Source organism: Qipengyuania aquimaris, from assembly GCF_020171965.1.
Lineage (GTDB): Bacteria > Pseudomonadota > Alphaproteobacteria > Sphingomonadales > Sphingomonadaceae > Qipengyuania > Qipengyuania aquimaris_A.
The window spans coordinates 1,187,503-1,202,883 of sequence record NZ_JAIUZK010000001.1; the positions used below are offsets into that span (position 1 = coordinate 1,187,503).

The following is a 15,381-nucleotide window of genomic DNA, read 5'->3' on the forward strand; positions in this document are numbered from 1 at the left end:
CTTTCGTCAGTAGGGGAGCACGCGCCAAACCTTCAAGGCCTCGGGGCCATCGAGGTCTACCGGCTCGAGCCAGTCGGGCGGATCCCCTGCCAAGAGCATCGCGGCAAGACTTTGCTCACCACCGGCATTCGCCAGCGTGTGGGGCTCGCCAATATCCGTGCAGACAACAACGAAATCGGCCTTGTGCCGCGCTACCAGCCTGCGCGCTTCATCGGGTGGCGACATCATCCCAGCGAGAACGTCGCGCATCGCGAAATTCGCGCGATGGTGACCGCTGGCAACGACCGAATGCGGGGTGTTGAGCAGGATGAATGGCCCCACGTCCAGCGGCGCAAAAATCGTCGCCTTTGGCAGTGCGGCAAGCCCCGTCGTGCTGCGCCCGAGATCACAGGTGGATTCCCTCAGCTCCACTATGCCCGACCGGCTTTCCTGCGACACGAGCGTGTCCTGTTTACCCAGGAAGGTCGCGCCGAGTGTAACGATGCCGCCCGGAAGCAAGACATAATACGTCAGTAGCGCAGCGCCTGCCCGCTTCGGCAGGGTTCCGCCCTCCAGCACCATTCGAACTGCGGCGCTCGCCGCCCATCCGATCGGCACCGCAGCGATCACGGCGACAAAATACAGTGAACGGAATGTCGCGATCGCGGCAAGGCAGGCCACCAAAAGCAGCAGCAGATGCTCGATCCACCAGGTCCGTTGCCAGTCCCGCTTCCTGAGTATCAGCAGCATGCAGGTCACCAGTCCCAGCAGCATCTGGACCGCGCCCCTCAGACCGCTGTCGGTTTTCTGTTCCCAGATCGGCATCCCTTCGCGCACGTTCGAGTACCAGAACTCGTTCACGAGGGGGTCGAGCACACCGAAGGGGGCGGTAAAGCATTGTGGGCCGGCTAGCGCGATAAAGCCCAACCCCAACGCACCGACTATTCCAAAAAGGAAAACCAGAACGGCGAGGGGCAATTTCGGCAAAGCGGCGATCACCCCCGTTCCCAGGGCTGCGATCACGAAGAATCCCACGTGCGGCAATGCAATGGTGTCGCAATATACCGAAGAGCCGGGCAGCCCTCTCGTCAGTGCGAAAGCTATGACCATCGTCAGCGCCAGCGCCTGCATATAGGCGGTGAGCCACGCCCGATTGCGATAATCCCTCGCCCATCGAAGTGCGAGCACGCCACCGAAAGCGGCGACCATCGGCAAGACTTCCAGCGAGACCATGACGCCCACGCCCATGGCAATACCGGCGACTACCCCTCCGCTAGAAGCCTTGCGCCACGAAATGGCCCAGAGAGCGATGGCGACGCTCAGTATTTGCCATGAGTGGTGGTCTATCCGCAGCGGCTGCATCTGCATCATGAAGCTCGACCACAGGGTAAGGACGAGCACCGACATGATGGCCGCGCTTCTGCCGAGCAGGCGCCAGGCAAGGCGGGAGACGACCATGAATATGGCCAACAAGATCAGTAACGGCAGCAAGAGTGCAACGACCCATTCGGCCATCGCGGTGCCGACAAGCGGTTGCAGCGCAAGGATCGAAAGCGCGAGGGGAATATCCACTATGCGCGACCAATGCATCGCCACGCCGTCCGGCGGATTGATGCGGTATTGCTGCAGGTCGAACCAGTTCTGACCGGCCAGGAGGTCACGCACCTGAACCAGGCGCAAGACATCGTCGGGCCCGGGAAAACGACGCTCGATGATATAGGGATATGCAAGCACGCTCAGGAACGCGACGCCCAGAAGCCAGATGGCAATCACCCAGACCACAGGGTGCTTGTCTGCTCGCAGGCGGCGGTCTTCGTTCATCAGGGTATCGCCCGGCCGAAAACGATCGTCTTGCGCAACAGGTATGTAACGAGAAAACTCACTAGGATCGCAGCCATCTTGGCCAGTCGGGGATCCACACCCGATCGCTCTCCGGCCCAGACGATGCCGGTCGTCAGGGCAAGGCCGATGAGAGCGGAGGCGACGAACAGGACCTTCTGGCGTCCGCGTCCCGCACCGCGCTGTGCAACGCTATCCTGGAATACGGCCCTGCTGGACATGAGCCAGTGAACGATAATCCCGAGAGAATAGCCCGCAGCTGCAGCCAATGGCGATGACATTCCCCCTGCCAGCAAGAGCAGGAAAAAGCCCATGTCCACGGCAAGCGCCCCGACGCTCGCCAATCCGTAGCGAATCAGGCGGATATCCCGCAGCCGTGCCAGCAATTCGATCAATCTGCCCCCCATCGCGATCGGCGCCGCACGTTCGTGCAGCAAGCCTGTTTCGCAAATCATGGTAAATAAAACGCAAATTCGCGCCGGGCGCCAGACATTTGACGTGATACCAAAATCAATCGGGGCGAAACACGAACAGCAGCCTGATGGTCCAGACGGCAAGGAAGCTTGCGCCCATCGCCACCAGTTTTCCAATCCGGGGATCGACATCGACCTCGCCGGCGAACCAGACAATGCCTGCCGTGATTGCTAGGCCGGCGAGGGCCGATAGCACGAAGAGCACTTGCTGGGTGCCCCGTGCCATCCCCGGACGTGCGAGCCGATCGGCAAACACGAAGCGGCTCGATACGATCCAGTGGATCGCTACACCCAGAATGTAGCTTGCGGTCGCAGCGCCAACCGGTGCCATTCCGTTTGCATACAGCAAGAGGAAGCCGCCGAGATCGACGATGGTGCCGGCAAAGCTCGCCACCATGTAGCGGGCCAGCCGCCATTGGAAAATGCGATGGAAAAGCCCGCTCAATTCATGGTCAGGCGGATTTCTTGACCCGCTCCGGCACATCGCGGACCGAGGCCAGTGCTGCGGCCTGATCGGCGCTTATCGTCCGGTTCGGTAAAGAAGTCTCCGCGCCTTCATCGCCCGCTTCGTGGTATTCAGCGTCTTCGTTGACGCACCAGGTGTCGTAGATCCGTTCGCCCGCCAGGATGTTCTCGACGGTGAGCATGGCCGTCATCATGGCGTGATCCTGGTTGTTGTAGCGGTGCATTCCATTGCGCCCGACGAGATGGAGAGTGGGGTGCTTCGCTTCCAGTTCGGCCCGCATCGCCTCGACATTGCTGGCGTAAACTTCGTCATAGACGGGATACGCCTTTTCCTGGCGGACCACCGCGCCGCTCTTGACCTTGTCTCTATCCAACAGCCCGAGCGTTTCCATTTCATCGGTTGCAAGAGCAATCAGGTCCGCATCGTCCATTGACCACAGCCCGTCGCCTTCGAAGCAGAAATACTCGAGACCGACGCAAGCCATATCCGGATCGGGAATCATTTCCGGCGACCAGCTACGGAAGTTCTGGACGCGGCCGACCTGTACCTTGCTGTCGTGGATGTAGATCCAGTTGTCGGGGAAGAGGTCCTCGCCCTCGACCATGAGCGCGACAGTGAGGAAGTCGCGATACTTGAGATCGTTGGCCTGGATCGTGCTCTCGGGCAGAGGGTGAAGACGCTTTGCCAGCTGCCGCATCGGAGCTGAGCTGATTGCATGGTCCGCTTCGATGACGACCTCGCCGCCATCGCCTCGCGCGCTCATGCGCCACCCCCCTTTGCCATCAGCCGAGAGCTGCGACAGTTCGTGGCCCATGAAGAGATGGCCATGTCCGCTTGCCAGAACCTTGTCGCGCGCAGCTTCCCACATCATGCCGGGGCCAAGGCGCGGGTAACGGAAGGTTTCCAGCAGCGTCTTGGTCGCCATGCCGTCATTGGGCTTCTTGTTGAGACCAAGGCTGCGCTTGAGGCCATCGATCACGGCGCTCCAGAGCGACAGGCCCTTGATGCGCTGGGCCGCCCAGTCCGCGCTCATCTCGTCGCACGGCATGCCCCACACCTTCTCGGTGTAGGTCTTGAAAAAGATCGAATAGAGGCGCTTTCCGAACTGGTTGGTGGTCCAGTCCTCGAAACTTTTCACCTCCTTGATCGGGAAGAGCTTGTAGCGAAGGTAAGAGAGCATGCAGGCGGTCGAGCGCAGGATGCCGAGGTTCGACAAAGCCTCGAAGGCCCTGAGGGGATAGCTGTAGAACTTGCCCTCGTAATAGATGCGGCTCATCCGGGGGCGCTGGATGAAATCGTCCTCGCCGAGGATCTCGTTCCACATGTCGACGACTTGCGAGCTCTTCGAAAAGAAGCGGTGCCCGCCGATGTCGAAGCGATAGCCTTCGTGCTTCACGGTCCGGCTGATGCCGCCGACGTAGGTCGGATCCTTTTCGATAATGGCGACCGACTTGCCTTGCTTTGTCAGCAGGTATGCTGCCGTCAGGCCTGCTGGCCCCGCACCGATGATCGCTACGTCGACTTTGAGCGGCGTGTTGACACTATTCATTAAAACCCCCGGCATCTCTATAGCCGGAAGTGAATGAAAATGGTTAGCTATTCGTTAAAAAGAGACTCGGGGAACGTGAATTTGCCCGGCAGGACCAGCTATTAGGGCTCCAGCATGGTCGGGCATTGGACCGACGCCGCCATCAGCGCGAATTCGCGCAGCGAGAATGTATTCTCGAATACGAGACCATAGTTCGAATCCCTGCGCCACCGGATCTTAGCCTGCGTTTCGGGAAAGCCTTCACCTTCCACGCGCACAGTCTGGTCCAGCGCAAAGACGCTGTCGCATTCGATGCGCGCGCCCTGCTGCGAGATGTTGAGAGTGACTGCCTCGGCCTTCTGGGTGAGGGAGGAAATCGTCAGCGGGATCGTGATGTTGAGGCGCAGTTGTCGCTTGGGGAAGTTCCAGGTCTCATGTACGAGGCGTTCCACCACCACCGGCTTGTCGAACCGGTAACTGCCTTCAAGGCCGGAGGACCGGACCTGCTTGATCTCGAAGGATTCGCCGTTTTGCAGCTCGAGCGCGAGAGTTGGGTCGGTCGGCAAGCTGTGGAATGCACGCAGCGAAATGCCCGTGGATGAGACGTCCCGCACGACACAAAGGAATTCTCCCTGGCCGCACACCAGCTTGGCAGACCTGATGAGCGATGTGTATCGCGGAGCCCCCCGCTGCTCGCTATCGACATAGCCAGTCCCGGCACGCGTACCGATGCCCGATGTGTAATCCATGCTCACAAATTCTCCCAAGAATCCGGCAGTCCCCTATTAGCCGGAACGAGTCTTGGCTTAGCGCCCCTTTGAAGGGCTCTAGTAAAGCAGTAGGTATTAACACCTGGATAAAGGCGTTGCGTGAATGGCAGCCGCTATGCGTGGACGATGATGTCCGAGTGCTGGTGCGGGTGGTGGGACTCGAACCCACACGTCCAGAGGACAGGGGATTTTAAGTCCCCGGCGTCTACCATTCCGCCACACCCGCACGTCTGGCGAGGGTGCCTAGAACGAAGCATCGGCCCTCGCAATCGCGAAGGCGGGGCGAGCCCCGGTTAGTTCTTATTGAGATTTTCCCGCATGTCCTTGCCCGGCTTGAAATAGGGCACCCGCTTGGCGGGGACATCGACCATTTCGCCGGTGCGGGGATTGCGACCCTGGCGCGCCTGGCGCTCACGGGTGGAAAAGGCACCGAAACCACGCAGTTCCACGCGGCCACCTTCGGAAAGGCGCTGAGCAAGTTCTTCGAAGAAGATATCGACTACCTGTTCGACCTCTTCAGGGCGCAGGTCCGGATTGTCGTCTGCCAGCGCAGCAAGAAGTTCGGATCGAATCATTTTTCAGGCTCCCTCGATCGCGCCCCCGCGCGATGCAGATTATGATATGCGCCCTCGCGTCATGCCTGACCCCCTGCACAACGCGGGAAACCCTGCCAGAACCCTGATAAGATAGCAATTGTTAATGCCCGCCCGTAGCTTAGCGGGACATCAGCGCCTCAAACTGCAGCCAGAAGCTCGTCCGGCTTGAGGCCGAGGCGCTTGATACGCACAGTGATTTCGGGCCACTCTTGCGAAAGGAAGGTCTCTTTCTCGCGCTTGCGCAGTTTCTCGGCGGCACCGCGCGCCACATACATGCCGACACCGCGCTGGACTTCGACCAGCCCGTCCGCCTGGAATTGCTGGTAGGCCTTCGCAACCGTGAGCGGATTGGCGCCCTGTTCGGCCGCAAGAGCCCGGACCGAGGGAAGCATTTCCTCTTCCTGATAGCGCCCGTCGATGATTGCAGCCGCGATCTGGTCTCGCAGCTTGAGATAAACGGGCTTGCTCTGGTTGCTCATGGCCGGTCCCCGGTTGGCGAATAGTGCTTCAGTGCCATAATACAGCGCGGCGCGCAAGGTTCCCGGATTTCTTCCCTTACCCCCGCAACAAGCTGGTAGCGTTTGTAACTAAGGCTTCACATGAGCGCAGATAGCGCTAGGGTGCGCGCTTCTTCGGGGAGGGCAGGCGCAGCTGCGCGTCCCTCAGGGACAATAAGGATTTCACACTAATGATCGAAGGTCTCTTCTTCACTTTCGACTCCATGTTCGAAATGTGGGCTTTCTGGATCGCCGTCATCGCCTTGGCCGCGTTCCTTATCGGGGGCAGCGTGCTGGTCACGCGCCCGCAGGCAGAGGTTCTGGGACACCCCAAGGGTCTGTTCCTGCTGTTCATGGCCGAAATGTGGGAGCGTTTTTCCTACTACGGCATGCGCGCCCTGCTCATCTTCTACCTCATCCAGCACTGGATGTTTGCGGAAGACAAGGCCTACGTCATCTACGGCGCCTACACGGCGCTGGTGTATATTGCCCCCGTAGTCGGCGGCTATCTGGCCGACCAATATATCGGTCAGCGCAAGGCGGTCCTGTTCGGCGCAGTCCTCCTCACCTTCGGTCACTTCTTCATGGCTTTCGAAGGGTCAGGCGGACAGGCGGATCCGATGATCAACGTCTTCTGGCTGGCTCTTGCCCTCATCATCGTGGGCTCGGGCTTCCTCAAGGCGAACATCTCGGTGATCGTCGGCCAGCTTTATCCGCGCACCGACGTGCGTCGCGACCCGGCTTACACCATCTTCTATATGGGCATTAACGTCGGTGCGGCGACCGCATCGATCATCTGCGGCTACCTTGGCCAGACCTATGGCTGGGAATACGGCTTCGGTCTTGCCGGTATCGGGATGCTTATCGGCCTCGTCTTCTTCGTGCTCGGCAAGCCGCTGTTGCTTGGCCAGGGCGAACCGAAGGATCCGGCCAAGATCAAGGGCGGCAAGGAATTCGCCATTTACGGCGCAGGCCTTGCCATGGTCGCGCTTTGCTGGGCTGCCATCCAGTACCAGGAACTCGTCGGCACCGTGCTCGGCGTGTTCGGCGGCGCCCTTGTGGCCTATGTCCTGTTCACCGCAGTGACCAAGCTGGCACCGGAAGAGCGTGATCGCATCTTCGCGGCGATGTTCCTCATCCTGACCTCGATCGTCTTCTGGGCGCTGTTCGAGCAGGCGGGCTCCTCGCTCAACGTCTTTACCGATCGCCACGTCGATACGCAGGGCGTCAATGCATCGATGTTCCAGTCGATCAACGCGATCTACATCGTGCTTCTCGCACCGTTCTTCGCGATGCTGTGGCAAGGCCTCGCTCGCAAGGGCGCGGAACCAAGCACGCCGATGAAGTTCGGCCTCGCGGTGATCCAGGTCGGTCTCGGCTTCCTGGTCCTCGTCTGGGGCGCGGAGAGCGCTGGCATCAATGTACCGACGCCGGTCATCTTCATCTTCCTCATCTACCTGCTGCACACCACCGGCGAGCTCTGCCTTTCGCCGGTCGGCCTTTCGGCGATGAACCGCCTGAGCCCTGCCCACATGGCTTCGCTCATCATGGGTACCTGGTTCTTCGCTTCGGCCACCGGTAACTTTGCTGCCGGCCTTATCGCCGCAGCAACCGGTGGCGAAGGCGTGGGCGAGGAAGCGGGTAAGCAGGTCGTTCTGGACGTCTACTCGACCGTCGGCTGGTATGCAGTCGGCATCGGCGTTGCGGTCATGGTCCTAAGCCCGCTGATCAAGAAGCTGATGCACCTCGACACGATCAAGGACGATTCCATCGACGACGATCTGGAAGGTCAGTCGGAATTCCCGGCCGAGCCGCAGGCTGCAGGCGTCCACCCGGCGACCCGCAACGACGCTTGATCGTTCATTTGCGACACTCACGGAAAGGGCGCGGCGAAATCCGCGCCCTTTTTCTTTGCGCGCCATATTTGCAAATCCGAAGTCTCACGGCATGAAGGCTCCCATGAAAACAAAGCTCAAGACCATCGCCGCAGGTGCGCTTGCCATCGCGCTCACCGCCTGCTCGACCAATGGAACTGCGGAAACCGAAAGCGCCAGCGCATCGCAGGCCACGACCGATACGCCGTTCCCGTCGACGTATGAGCCCTATCCGGGCGTGCCCACGGCATTGGTCGGCGCAACGATCTACGACGGTGTGGGCGGCAGGATCGACAACGGTACGGTCTTCTTCAGCGGCGGAAAGATCGTTTCGATCGGCGGGCCCGACACACCGGTCCCGGCCGACATCGCGGTGTTCGACGGAACGGGCAAGTTCGTGACGCCGGGCATTATCGACATCCATTCCCACCTCGGCGATTATCCGACACCAAGCGTCGATGCGCATTCCGACGGTAACGAGGCCACCAGCCCGACCACCCCGGAAGTCTGGGCGGAACATTCCGTCTGGCCGCAGGACCCCGGCTTTGCCCGCGCTTTGGCGAACGGCGGGGTGACCAGCCTGCAGGTCCTACCCGGCTCGGCCAACCTCATGGGCGGGCGCAGCGCGACGCTGAAGAACGTGCCGTCGCGCACCGTGCAGGGCATGAAGTTCCCCGGCGCGCCCTATGGCTTCAAGATGGCCTGCGGCGAGAACCCGAAGCGGGTCTACGGAAATCGCGGCCGGATGCCCTCGACCCGCATGGGCAATTTTGCGGTCAACCGGCAGACCTGGCTCGACGCGAAGGCCTATGACGGCAAGAAGCGCGACCTTGCGAAGGAAACATTGAAGGGCGTGCTCGACGGCGAAATCCTCGTCCACAACCACTGCTACCGCGCGGACGAGATGGCGCTGGTCATGGATATGGCCAAGGAGATGGGCTACAAGGTGAGCGCGTTTCACCACGCAGTCGAAGCCTACAAGATCGGCGATCTTCTGCGCGAAAACGACGTGTGCAGCGCCATCTGGGCCGACTGGTACGGCTTCAAGATGGAAGCCTACGACGGCATTCTCGAGAACGCGGCCTACCTCCAGCGCGAAGATGCCTGCGTTGTGATCCACTCTGATGATGCGAACGGCATCCAGCGGTTGAACCAGGAAGCGGCGAAGGCCCAGGCTGCCGGTGCGCGCGTAGGGATCGATATCTCCGATGCGCAGGTCATCCGCTGGATCACTCTCAACCCCGCCAAGGCCATGGGCATCGATGCGATGACCGGCAGCCTCGAGCCGGGCAAGATGGCCGATGTGGTCCTGTGGAACGGCGATCCCCTCAGCGTCTATTCGCGCCCCGAAAAGGTCTGGGTGGACGGCGCATTGCTCTTCGATGCCATGGACCGCAAGCGTCGGCCGGTGAGCGATTTCGAGCTCGGCCAGCCGGGTGAAGGAGACGTGAAATGAAGCGCGCGCTGACATTCGCAGCGAGCCTCGCAGCGCTCGCTTCCGCTCTTCCCGTGGCAGCACAGGACGTAACCATAACCGGCGTGACCGTTGCGACCGGTGACGGCTCCGAACCGGTCGAAAACGGTGCGGTGGTCCTGCAAGGCGGAAAGGTCGTCTACGCAGGAAGCGCTGCGAATATGCCCACCGCTCCGCAGTCCGCAGTTATCGACGGAGAAGGTCGCTGGGTTACGCCGGGACTTTTCGCGACGGTCACAAACCTCGGCTTGTGGGACGTCGGAGCGGTAAGCGAATCCAACGATATTCGCGCTGGCGGCTCGCCCTTCAGCGCCGCGCTGGACGTGGCGCCGGTGATCAATCCCGCCTCGCAGCACATCCTCATCCATCGTGCGGCGGGCATCACACGCGCCGCAGTGGTCGGCTCTGCGAGCGGATCTATCTTCGCAGGCCAGGGCGCAATCATCGACCTGGGGTCGGACGCGGATGCGGTCACGAAACCGCGCGCGTTCCAGGTGGTCGAGCTGGGAGAAGGCGGTGCACGCCTCTCAGGGGGAAGCAGGGCTTCGGCGCAAGCCCTCTTCCGCAATGCCCTCCTCGAAGCAGGCGAATTCGAACGCAGCGGTACGCTACGCAGCACCGGTAGCGGAGGCACTTCGCGCCAGGGTGACGATATCGGTATCGACAGCCGCATGGCACGTACGTCGCGCGATCGCGCGTCCGACGTCCTTCTGACCCGGTTCGACGCAGCAGCACTGGTGCCGGTCGCACGCGGGGAGCAGCCACTCTACGTCATGGTGGAGCGGGCCGCCGATATCCGCAGCGCGCTTGCCCTGAAGAAGGAGTTCCCGCGTCTGGACATGGTCCTGGTGGGCGCGAGCGAAGGCTGGCTGGTCGCTAGCGACATCGCCGCATCGGGTATTCCAGTCATTGCCGACGGCCTCGACGATTTGCCGCAAGGCTTCGATCAGCTGGCCAGCACCCAATCGAATATCGGGCGCATGGTGAAGGCGGGCGTCAAGGTTGCGATCAACGCCTCAGCCATGGAGAATCCGCGCAATCTCAACCAGTATGCGGGCAATCTCGTCGCGCTGACACGCATGCCCGGTGCCGATGGGCTTAGCTGGGGTCAGGCATTCGCCGCGATCACATCGGTCCCCGCCGAAATCAGCGGAATGGGCGGCAAGGCCGGTGTCCTTGCGCCTGGCGCCAATGGCGACCTGGTGATCTGGGACGGCGATCCGCTCGAAGTGGGGTCATCGGTGGTGCGGGTCTATATCGACGGGATCGAGCAGCCGCTCGAGAACCATCAAAGCCGCCTGCGCGATCGGTACCGCGAGCTCGATGAAAGCACCTTGCCGGAGGCCTACGACTGGTGAGCATCCCCAAGGAAATGCGCGGCATGGTCTTTGCCGTGGCGGCAGCCTTCGCCGCAGTCGGAACATACACGGCGGTTGCGCAGGTTAGCCCGCCCGACCGTTCGCAGGATATCGCCTGGATGAACGCGCAGCAGGCCTATCTTGCCAAGCTCGCGCCGGAAGATGGCTGGCGATACATGGATGGAGGTCTCTACTGGCGCTATCTCGAATATGCGGGCAGCGGCGCCAAGCCGACTGTCGCCGACCGGGTCACCGTCCACTATGCGGGCATGTTCATCGACGGGGAAACCTTCGATTCCAGCTATGACCGGGGAGAGCCTGTTACTTTCCCCCTGGGGCGCCTCATCAAGGCATGGCAAATGGCCATTCCCGAGATGCGCGTCGGCGATGCGATCGAGATCGCGGCACCCGCCGACCTGGCCTACGGAGCAAAGGGCAAGGGCCCGATTCCCGGAGGAGCGACACTCGTCTTCAAGGTCGAATTGCTAGGCATCGAAAGCCAGTGATTGCAAGATAGGTTTTTATTTGCTACTTACCTCGCTCCGGCTGGGGAGATAGCCATGGATACCGCTCTCGTTTCGCTGATCGCCGCGTCGACTGCTTTTGTCGGCACGCATTTCGCCTTGTCGCACCCGCTGCGCGGCACGCTTGTGCGGCTGCTCGGCTCGGGGGGCTTCATGGCGCTCTACAGCTTGGTCGCGGCGGCGTGCATGGCCTGGATGTATTTCGCTTTTACCAGCGTTACTTCCGGCAGCCTGGGCGGTAGCGGCGCGATCGGCTGGATCATCGCGACGGCACTGACGCTGCCCGCACTGGTGTTGTTTCTCGGCTCGCTCAGGGGCAATCCTGCCACCCCGGCACCCGGCGCGGAAAAGTTCGCCGAAAGGGACCCGGGCGGCGTCTACCTCGTGACCCGCCATCCGATGATGTGGGGTTTTGCCCTTTGGGCGGTGAGCCATATTGTCCTGTGGTGGAGCTGGCGCACTAATATTGTCGCCTTTTCCATTCTCGTTCTGGCCCTCGTCGGCGCGCGGATGCAGGATCGCAAGAAGGAAGTCCTGATGGGCGAAGCCTGGCAACATTGGGAGGCCCGCACGAGCTACTGGCCGCGTTGGAGCAATCTGCCGAAGGCGGGCGTCGGCCTATGGGTTGCAGGTATCGCAGTCTGGCTTCTGATCAGCTGGAGCCACATCCACGCAGGCGGTATTCCCGCAGGGATATGGCGCTGGATCGGCTGACCTAGTCTCCAGTGAACTTCGGCGCGCGCTTTTCGATCAGCGCGTCGACCCCTTCCATGTGATCGCGAGTCGAATGCATCAGCGCCTGCGCATTGGCCGCCATCTCGAGCGCCGCGTCGTAAGTCGTCGAACGCCCCTGCCGCATGAGGTTCTTAGCCTGACGTAGTGCATGCGGGGGCATGGCTGCGACCTTGGCGGCGAGTGCCTGCGCCTCATCCATCAGAACATCATGCTCGACCACCCTACTCACGAGCCCCCAGTCGAGAGCGGTCCCGGCATCGATCACGTCGCCGGTGTAAAACAGCTCCGCCGCGCGCGCCTCGCCGATGATACGCGGCAGGATCCACGTGCCTCCGTCGCCCGGAATGATGCCGAGCTTCAGGAACGTGACGCCGAACTTCGCCTTCTCGCTCGCAATCCGCATATCGGCGAGGCAGGCGAGGTCGCAGCCCAGGCCGATCGCGGGACCGTTGACCGCCGCGACAAGCGGCACGCGAAGCGAGTACAGCGCGCGCAGGAACTTGTGGATGTTGTTGCGATAGCCGTCGGCGATCTCGGGAGCGGTACCGCCGAAATTGCCCGTCTTCTCTTTCATCGCCTTGATGTCGCCGCCGGCACTGAATGCCCGCCCTGCCCCGGTCAGGATGACGCAGCGCACGTCCATGTCGGCGTTGATCGCATCGCATGCGGCGACGAAGGCGTCGCCGTCCCCTGCCGCGCCGAGCGGGTTCATGCTGTCGGGCCGGTTCAGCGTGAGAGTCGTGACGTAATTGGCGGTATCGATCTGGAGCAGGCTCATGAGCTGATAATCCTTTCGGACCTACCCATGGCACTACCCGCCTTCGTCGTCACCCCAGCCACGGATCGAGTCCAAGACGACATCGCCTATTGCGGGCCCATGTCCAACCAACGGCCAAAGTTGCGAATTGTGCTGGGCCAACCGTCTGGCCAGTCTGGCAAATTGCTGTGGTGGAACCCTTCCCGCTCCGCCCATTCTCGCGGCCAGTCCATGGCAAGATCATCATCGTCGATTTTCAGGTCGAGGATCAGATCGTCGTCAGGGTGCGGAGTGAGCCTGGGCTCGACGTACTGGATCGCTTGATCCCACAAGAATCTCGAAACCTTGTCCGTGCAGTCCGGGGCCATGGCGGCGAGAAATTGGTCCTTGGCGAGGTTCGGTCGGCTTGCGGCAACACGCTCGTGCGAACGCTTTAGGCTCCAATAGCCATAGGCCATCGCGACGATCAGCCCCGTCACGACCCATAACAAAACCACCAACCATTCGGGGATGCCAAACGCTTCCCCCATGCAAGGCTAAGCCCGCGCCTCTTCGACACCTGCGGAATTGTGGCGAAGCGCGCCGAGCACGGTGTCGACAATTTGCGGCGCATTGAGACCGGCCTCGTCATATTGCTTGGCCGGATCGTCCTGGTCCTGGAAAATATCGGGCAGGCGCATGGTGCGGACCTTGAGGCCGCTGTCCGTCAGGCCCTCGTCCGAGGCAAAGGTCAGCACATGCGCGCCCAGGCCGCCGATTGCACCCTCCTCGACGGTGACAACCACTTCGTGGCTGCGCATCAGTTTCTCGATCAGGGCAGTGTCGAGCGGTTTGGCAAAGCGCATGTCGGCCACCGTGGTCGAAAGGCCCTTCGCCTCAAGCTGGTCGGCCGCCTTCTTCGCCTCTTCGAGACGCGCGCCGAGCGAGAGGATGGCAACCTTCGTGCCTTCACGCACGATACGGCCCTTGCCGATCTCCAGCTTTTCGAGCTTCTCCGGGATTTCCACGCCCACACCCGCGCCGCGCGGATAGCGGAAAGCGATGGGGCCCTCGTCATACTCGGCCGCCGTATAGGTCATGTGCGCCAGTTCCGCTTCATCAGCGGCGGCCATCACGACCATGTTGGGCAGCGTGGCGAGATAGGTTATGTCGAAGCTGCCAGCATGGGTGCAGCCATCGGCGCCAACCAGGCCAGCGCGATCGATGGCGAAGCGCACGGGCAGGTTCTGGATCGCAACGTCATGCACGACTTGATCGTATGCGCGCTGGAGGAAGGTTGAGTAGATCGCCGCGAAAGGACGCATGCCTTCCGCCGCAAGACCTGCCGCAAAAGTTACACCGTGCTGTTCCGCAATGCCGACATCGAAAGCCTTGTCGGGGTGCGCCTTGGCGAATTTGTCGACGCCGGTACCGCTCGGCATGGCCGCGGTAATCGCGCAGATGCGCGGGTCGTCATTGGCGAGCTTCGCCAGAGTTTCCCCGAAGACGTTCTGGTAAGCAGGCGGACCGCCCGACGATTTCTTCTGCTCGCCAGTCACAACGTCGAACTTGGCGACACCGTGGTATTTGTCGGCGCTGTTTTCGGCCGGCGCATAGCCCTTGCCCTTTTGCGTCACGACATGGATCAGGACAGGGCCCTGCTCGCTGTCGCGCACATTCTCCAGCACCGGGATGAGGTGGTCGAGATTGTGCCCGTCGATCGGACCGACGTAATAGAAGCCGAGTTCTTCGAACATAGTCCCGCCGGTCACCATGCCGCGGGCATATTCTTCCGCCTTTTCGAGCCCGCCCCACACGCGGCGGCCCATCTTGCGGGCGATCTTCGAGGCCATCGACCTAAGGCCGAGGTACTCGCTGCTCGACACCATGCGCGCGAGATAGGCAGAGAGGCCACCGACCGGCGGAGCGATCGACATGTCGTTGTCGTTGAGGATCACGACCAGGCGATTGCCGGCCTGCTCGGCATTGTTCATCGCCTCATAGGCCATGCCTGCGCTCATCGCGCCATCGCCGATCACCGCGATGCCGCGACCAGGACGCCCTTGCATCTTGTTGGCCATGGCAAAGCCGAGCGCCGCGCTGATCGAGGTAGAGGAGTGCGCTGCCCCGAACGGATCGTATTCGCTTTCCGCGCGCTTGGTGAAGCCCGAAAGGCCGCCACCCTGGCGCAGGGTGCGGATCCGGTCGCGCCGCCCGGTCAGGATCTTGTGCGGATAGCACTGGTGCCCGACGTCCCAGACGAGCTTGTCGGTCGGCGTATCGAAAACGTAATGGATGGCCGCTGTAAGCTCGACCACGCCAAGCCCTGAGCCAAGGTGTCCACCGGTCGTACCAACAGCATCGATCATCTCCGCGCGCAGCTCGTCGGAGAGCTGGCGCAGCTGGGATTTGTCGAGCTTGCGAAGGTCAGCCGGAGTATCGACTGTATCCAGTAGCGGCGTATCGGGTCGCGTCGTCATGGCGAGTGCCTTACACGGCGTTTTCACAACTGTCGATGAACGGCTTGTCGCA

General features: G+C 61.6%; 15 protein-coding genes and 1 tRNA gene. 5 read left to right on the forward strand and 11 right to left on the reverse strand.

What is annotated here, in order from left to right; all coding sequences use genetic code 11:
- Positions 1 to 6: 6 nt before the first annotated feature.
- The 8 genes from LCM24_RS05745 to LCM24_RS05780 form a co-directional block, all read right to left on the reverse strand.
- Positions 7 to 1,800 carry a hypothetical protein gene (locus tag LCM24_RS05745; RefSeq protein WP_224803125.1) on the reverse strand — a complete coding sequence of 598 codons (1,794 nt, stop codon included), beginning with the start codon at positions 1,798 to 1,800 and terminating at the stop codon, positions 7 to 9.
- Complete coding sequence (locus tag LCM24_RS05750; RefSeq protein ID WP_224803126.1) at positions 1,800 to 2,273, reverse strand: GtrA family protein; 474 nt, start codon at positions 2,271 to 2,273, stop codon at positions 1,800 to 1,802. The genes LCM24_RS05745 and LCM24_RS05750 overlap by 1 nt, the downstream gene beginning before the upstream one ends.
- A 55-nt stretch (positions 2,274 to 2,328) precedes the next feature.
- Entirely contained in the window at positions 2,329 to 2,736 is a 408-nt protein-coding gene (locus tag LCM24_RS05755) for a GtrA family protein (protein ID WP_224803127.1), read from the reverse strand.
- 7 nt (positions 2,737 to 2,743) lie between these two features.
- Positions 2,744 to 4,306 carry an NAD(P)/FAD-dependent oxidoreductase gene (locus LCM24_RS05760; RefSeq protein WP_224803128.1) on the reverse strand — a complete coding sequence of 521 codons (1,563 nt, stop codon included), beginning with the start codon at positions 4,304 to 4,306 and terminating at the stop codon, positions 2,744 to 2,746.
- A 101-nt stretch (positions 4,307 to 4,407) separates the two neighbouring features.
- Positions 4,408 to 5,034, reverse strand: a complete 627-nt coding sequence (locus LCM24_RS05765; RefSeq protein ID WP_224803129.1) for a PilZ domain-containing protein — start codon at positions 5,032 to 5,034, stop codon at positions 4,408 to 4,410.
- 162 nt (positions 5,035 to 5,196) lie between these two features.
- Positions 5,197 to 5,281, reverse strand: a tRNA-Leu gene (locus LCM24_RS05770).
- Positions 5,282 to 5,348: 67 nt separating this feature from the next.
- Positions 5,349 to 5,630: an integration host factor subunit beta gene (locus tag LCM24_RS05775; protein ID WP_090476900.1), complete on the reverse strand. Its 282-nt coding sequence runs from the start codon at positions 5,628 to 5,630 to the stop codon at positions 5,349 to 5,351.
- A 158-nt stretch (positions 5,631 to 5,788) separates the two neighbouring features.
- On the reverse strand, positions 5,789 to 6,130 hold the full coding sequence (locus tag LCM24_RS05780; protein WP_224803130.1) for a GntR family transcriptional regulator: 342 nt from the start codon (positions 6,128 to 6,130) through the stop codon (positions 5,789 to 5,791).
- A 209-nt stretch (positions 6,131 to 6,339) separates the two neighbouring features.
- On the opposite strand from LCM24_RS05780, the gene LCM24_RS05785 reads away from it, so the two are divergent.
- From LCM24_RS05785 to LCM24_RS05805, 5 genes are all read left to right on the forward strand, one after another.
- Positions 6,340 to 8,004, forward strand: coding sequence for a peptide MFS transporter (locus LCM24_RS05785; RefSeq protein ID WP_224803131.1), 1,665 nt, complete (start codon positions 6,340 to 6,342; stop codon positions 8,002 to 8,004).
- A 103-nt stretch (positions 8,005 to 8,107) separates the two neighbouring features.
- A complete protein-coding gene (locus LCM24_RS05790; protein WP_224803132.1) occupies positions 8,108 to 9,478 on the forward strand; it encodes an amidohydrolase in 1,371 nt (456 codons plus the stop codon).
- Positions 9,475 to 10,854 (forward strand): amidohydrolase family protein, encoded by a 1,380-nt coding sequence (locus LCM24_RS05795; RefSeq protein WP_224803133.1) that lies wholly within the window; start codon positions 9,475 to 9,477, stop codon positions 10,852 to 10,854. Before LCM24_RS05790 ends, LCM24_RS05795 begins: the two co-directional genes overlap by 4 nt.
- Complete coding sequence (locus tag LCM24_RS05800; protein WP_318247359.1) at positions 10,851 to 11,360, forward strand: FKBP-type peptidyl-prolyl cis-trans isomerase; 510 nt, start codon at positions 10,851 to 10,853, stop codon at positions 11,358 to 11,360. The genes LCM24_RS05795 and LCM24_RS05800 overlap by 4 nt, the downstream gene beginning before the upstream one ends.
- 54 nt (positions 11,361 to 11,414) lie before the next feature.
- The gene (locus LCM24_RS05805) at positions 11,415 to 12,092 is read left to right on the forward strand and encodes an NnrU family protein (protein WP_224803134.1); all 678 of its coding nucleotides are present in this window, start codon (positions 11,415 to 11,417) and stop codon (positions 12,090 to 12,092) included.
- Between the two features lies 1 nt (position 12,093).
- Here LCM24_RS05805 and LCM24_RS05810 read toward each other — a convergent pair whose 3' ends face one another.
- From LCM24_RS05810 to dxs, 3 genes are all read right to left on the reverse strand, one after another.
- Positions 12,094 to 12,891 (reverse strand): crotonase/enoyl-CoA hydratase family protein, encoded by a 798-nt coding sequence (locus tag LCM24_RS05810; protein WP_224803135.1) that lies wholly within the window; start codon positions 12,889 to 12,891, stop codon positions 12,094 to 12,096.
- Positions 12,892 to 12,977: 86 nt separating this feature from the next.
- Positions 12,978 to 13,400, reverse strand: coding sequence for a hypothetical protein (locus LCM24_RS05815; RefSeq protein ID WP_224803136.1), 423 nt, complete (start codon positions 13,398 to 13,400; stop codon positions 12,978 to 12,980).
- 6 nt (positions 13,401 to 13,406) lie between these two features.
- Positions 13,407 to 15,329: a 1-deoxy-D-xylulose-5-phosphate synthase gene (dxs, locus tag LCM24_RS05820; protein WP_224803137.1), complete on the reverse strand. Its 1,923-nt coding sequence runs from the start codon at positions 15,327 to 15,329 to the stop codon at positions 13,407 to 13,409.
- Positions 15,330 to 15,381: the final 52 nt, after the last annotated feature.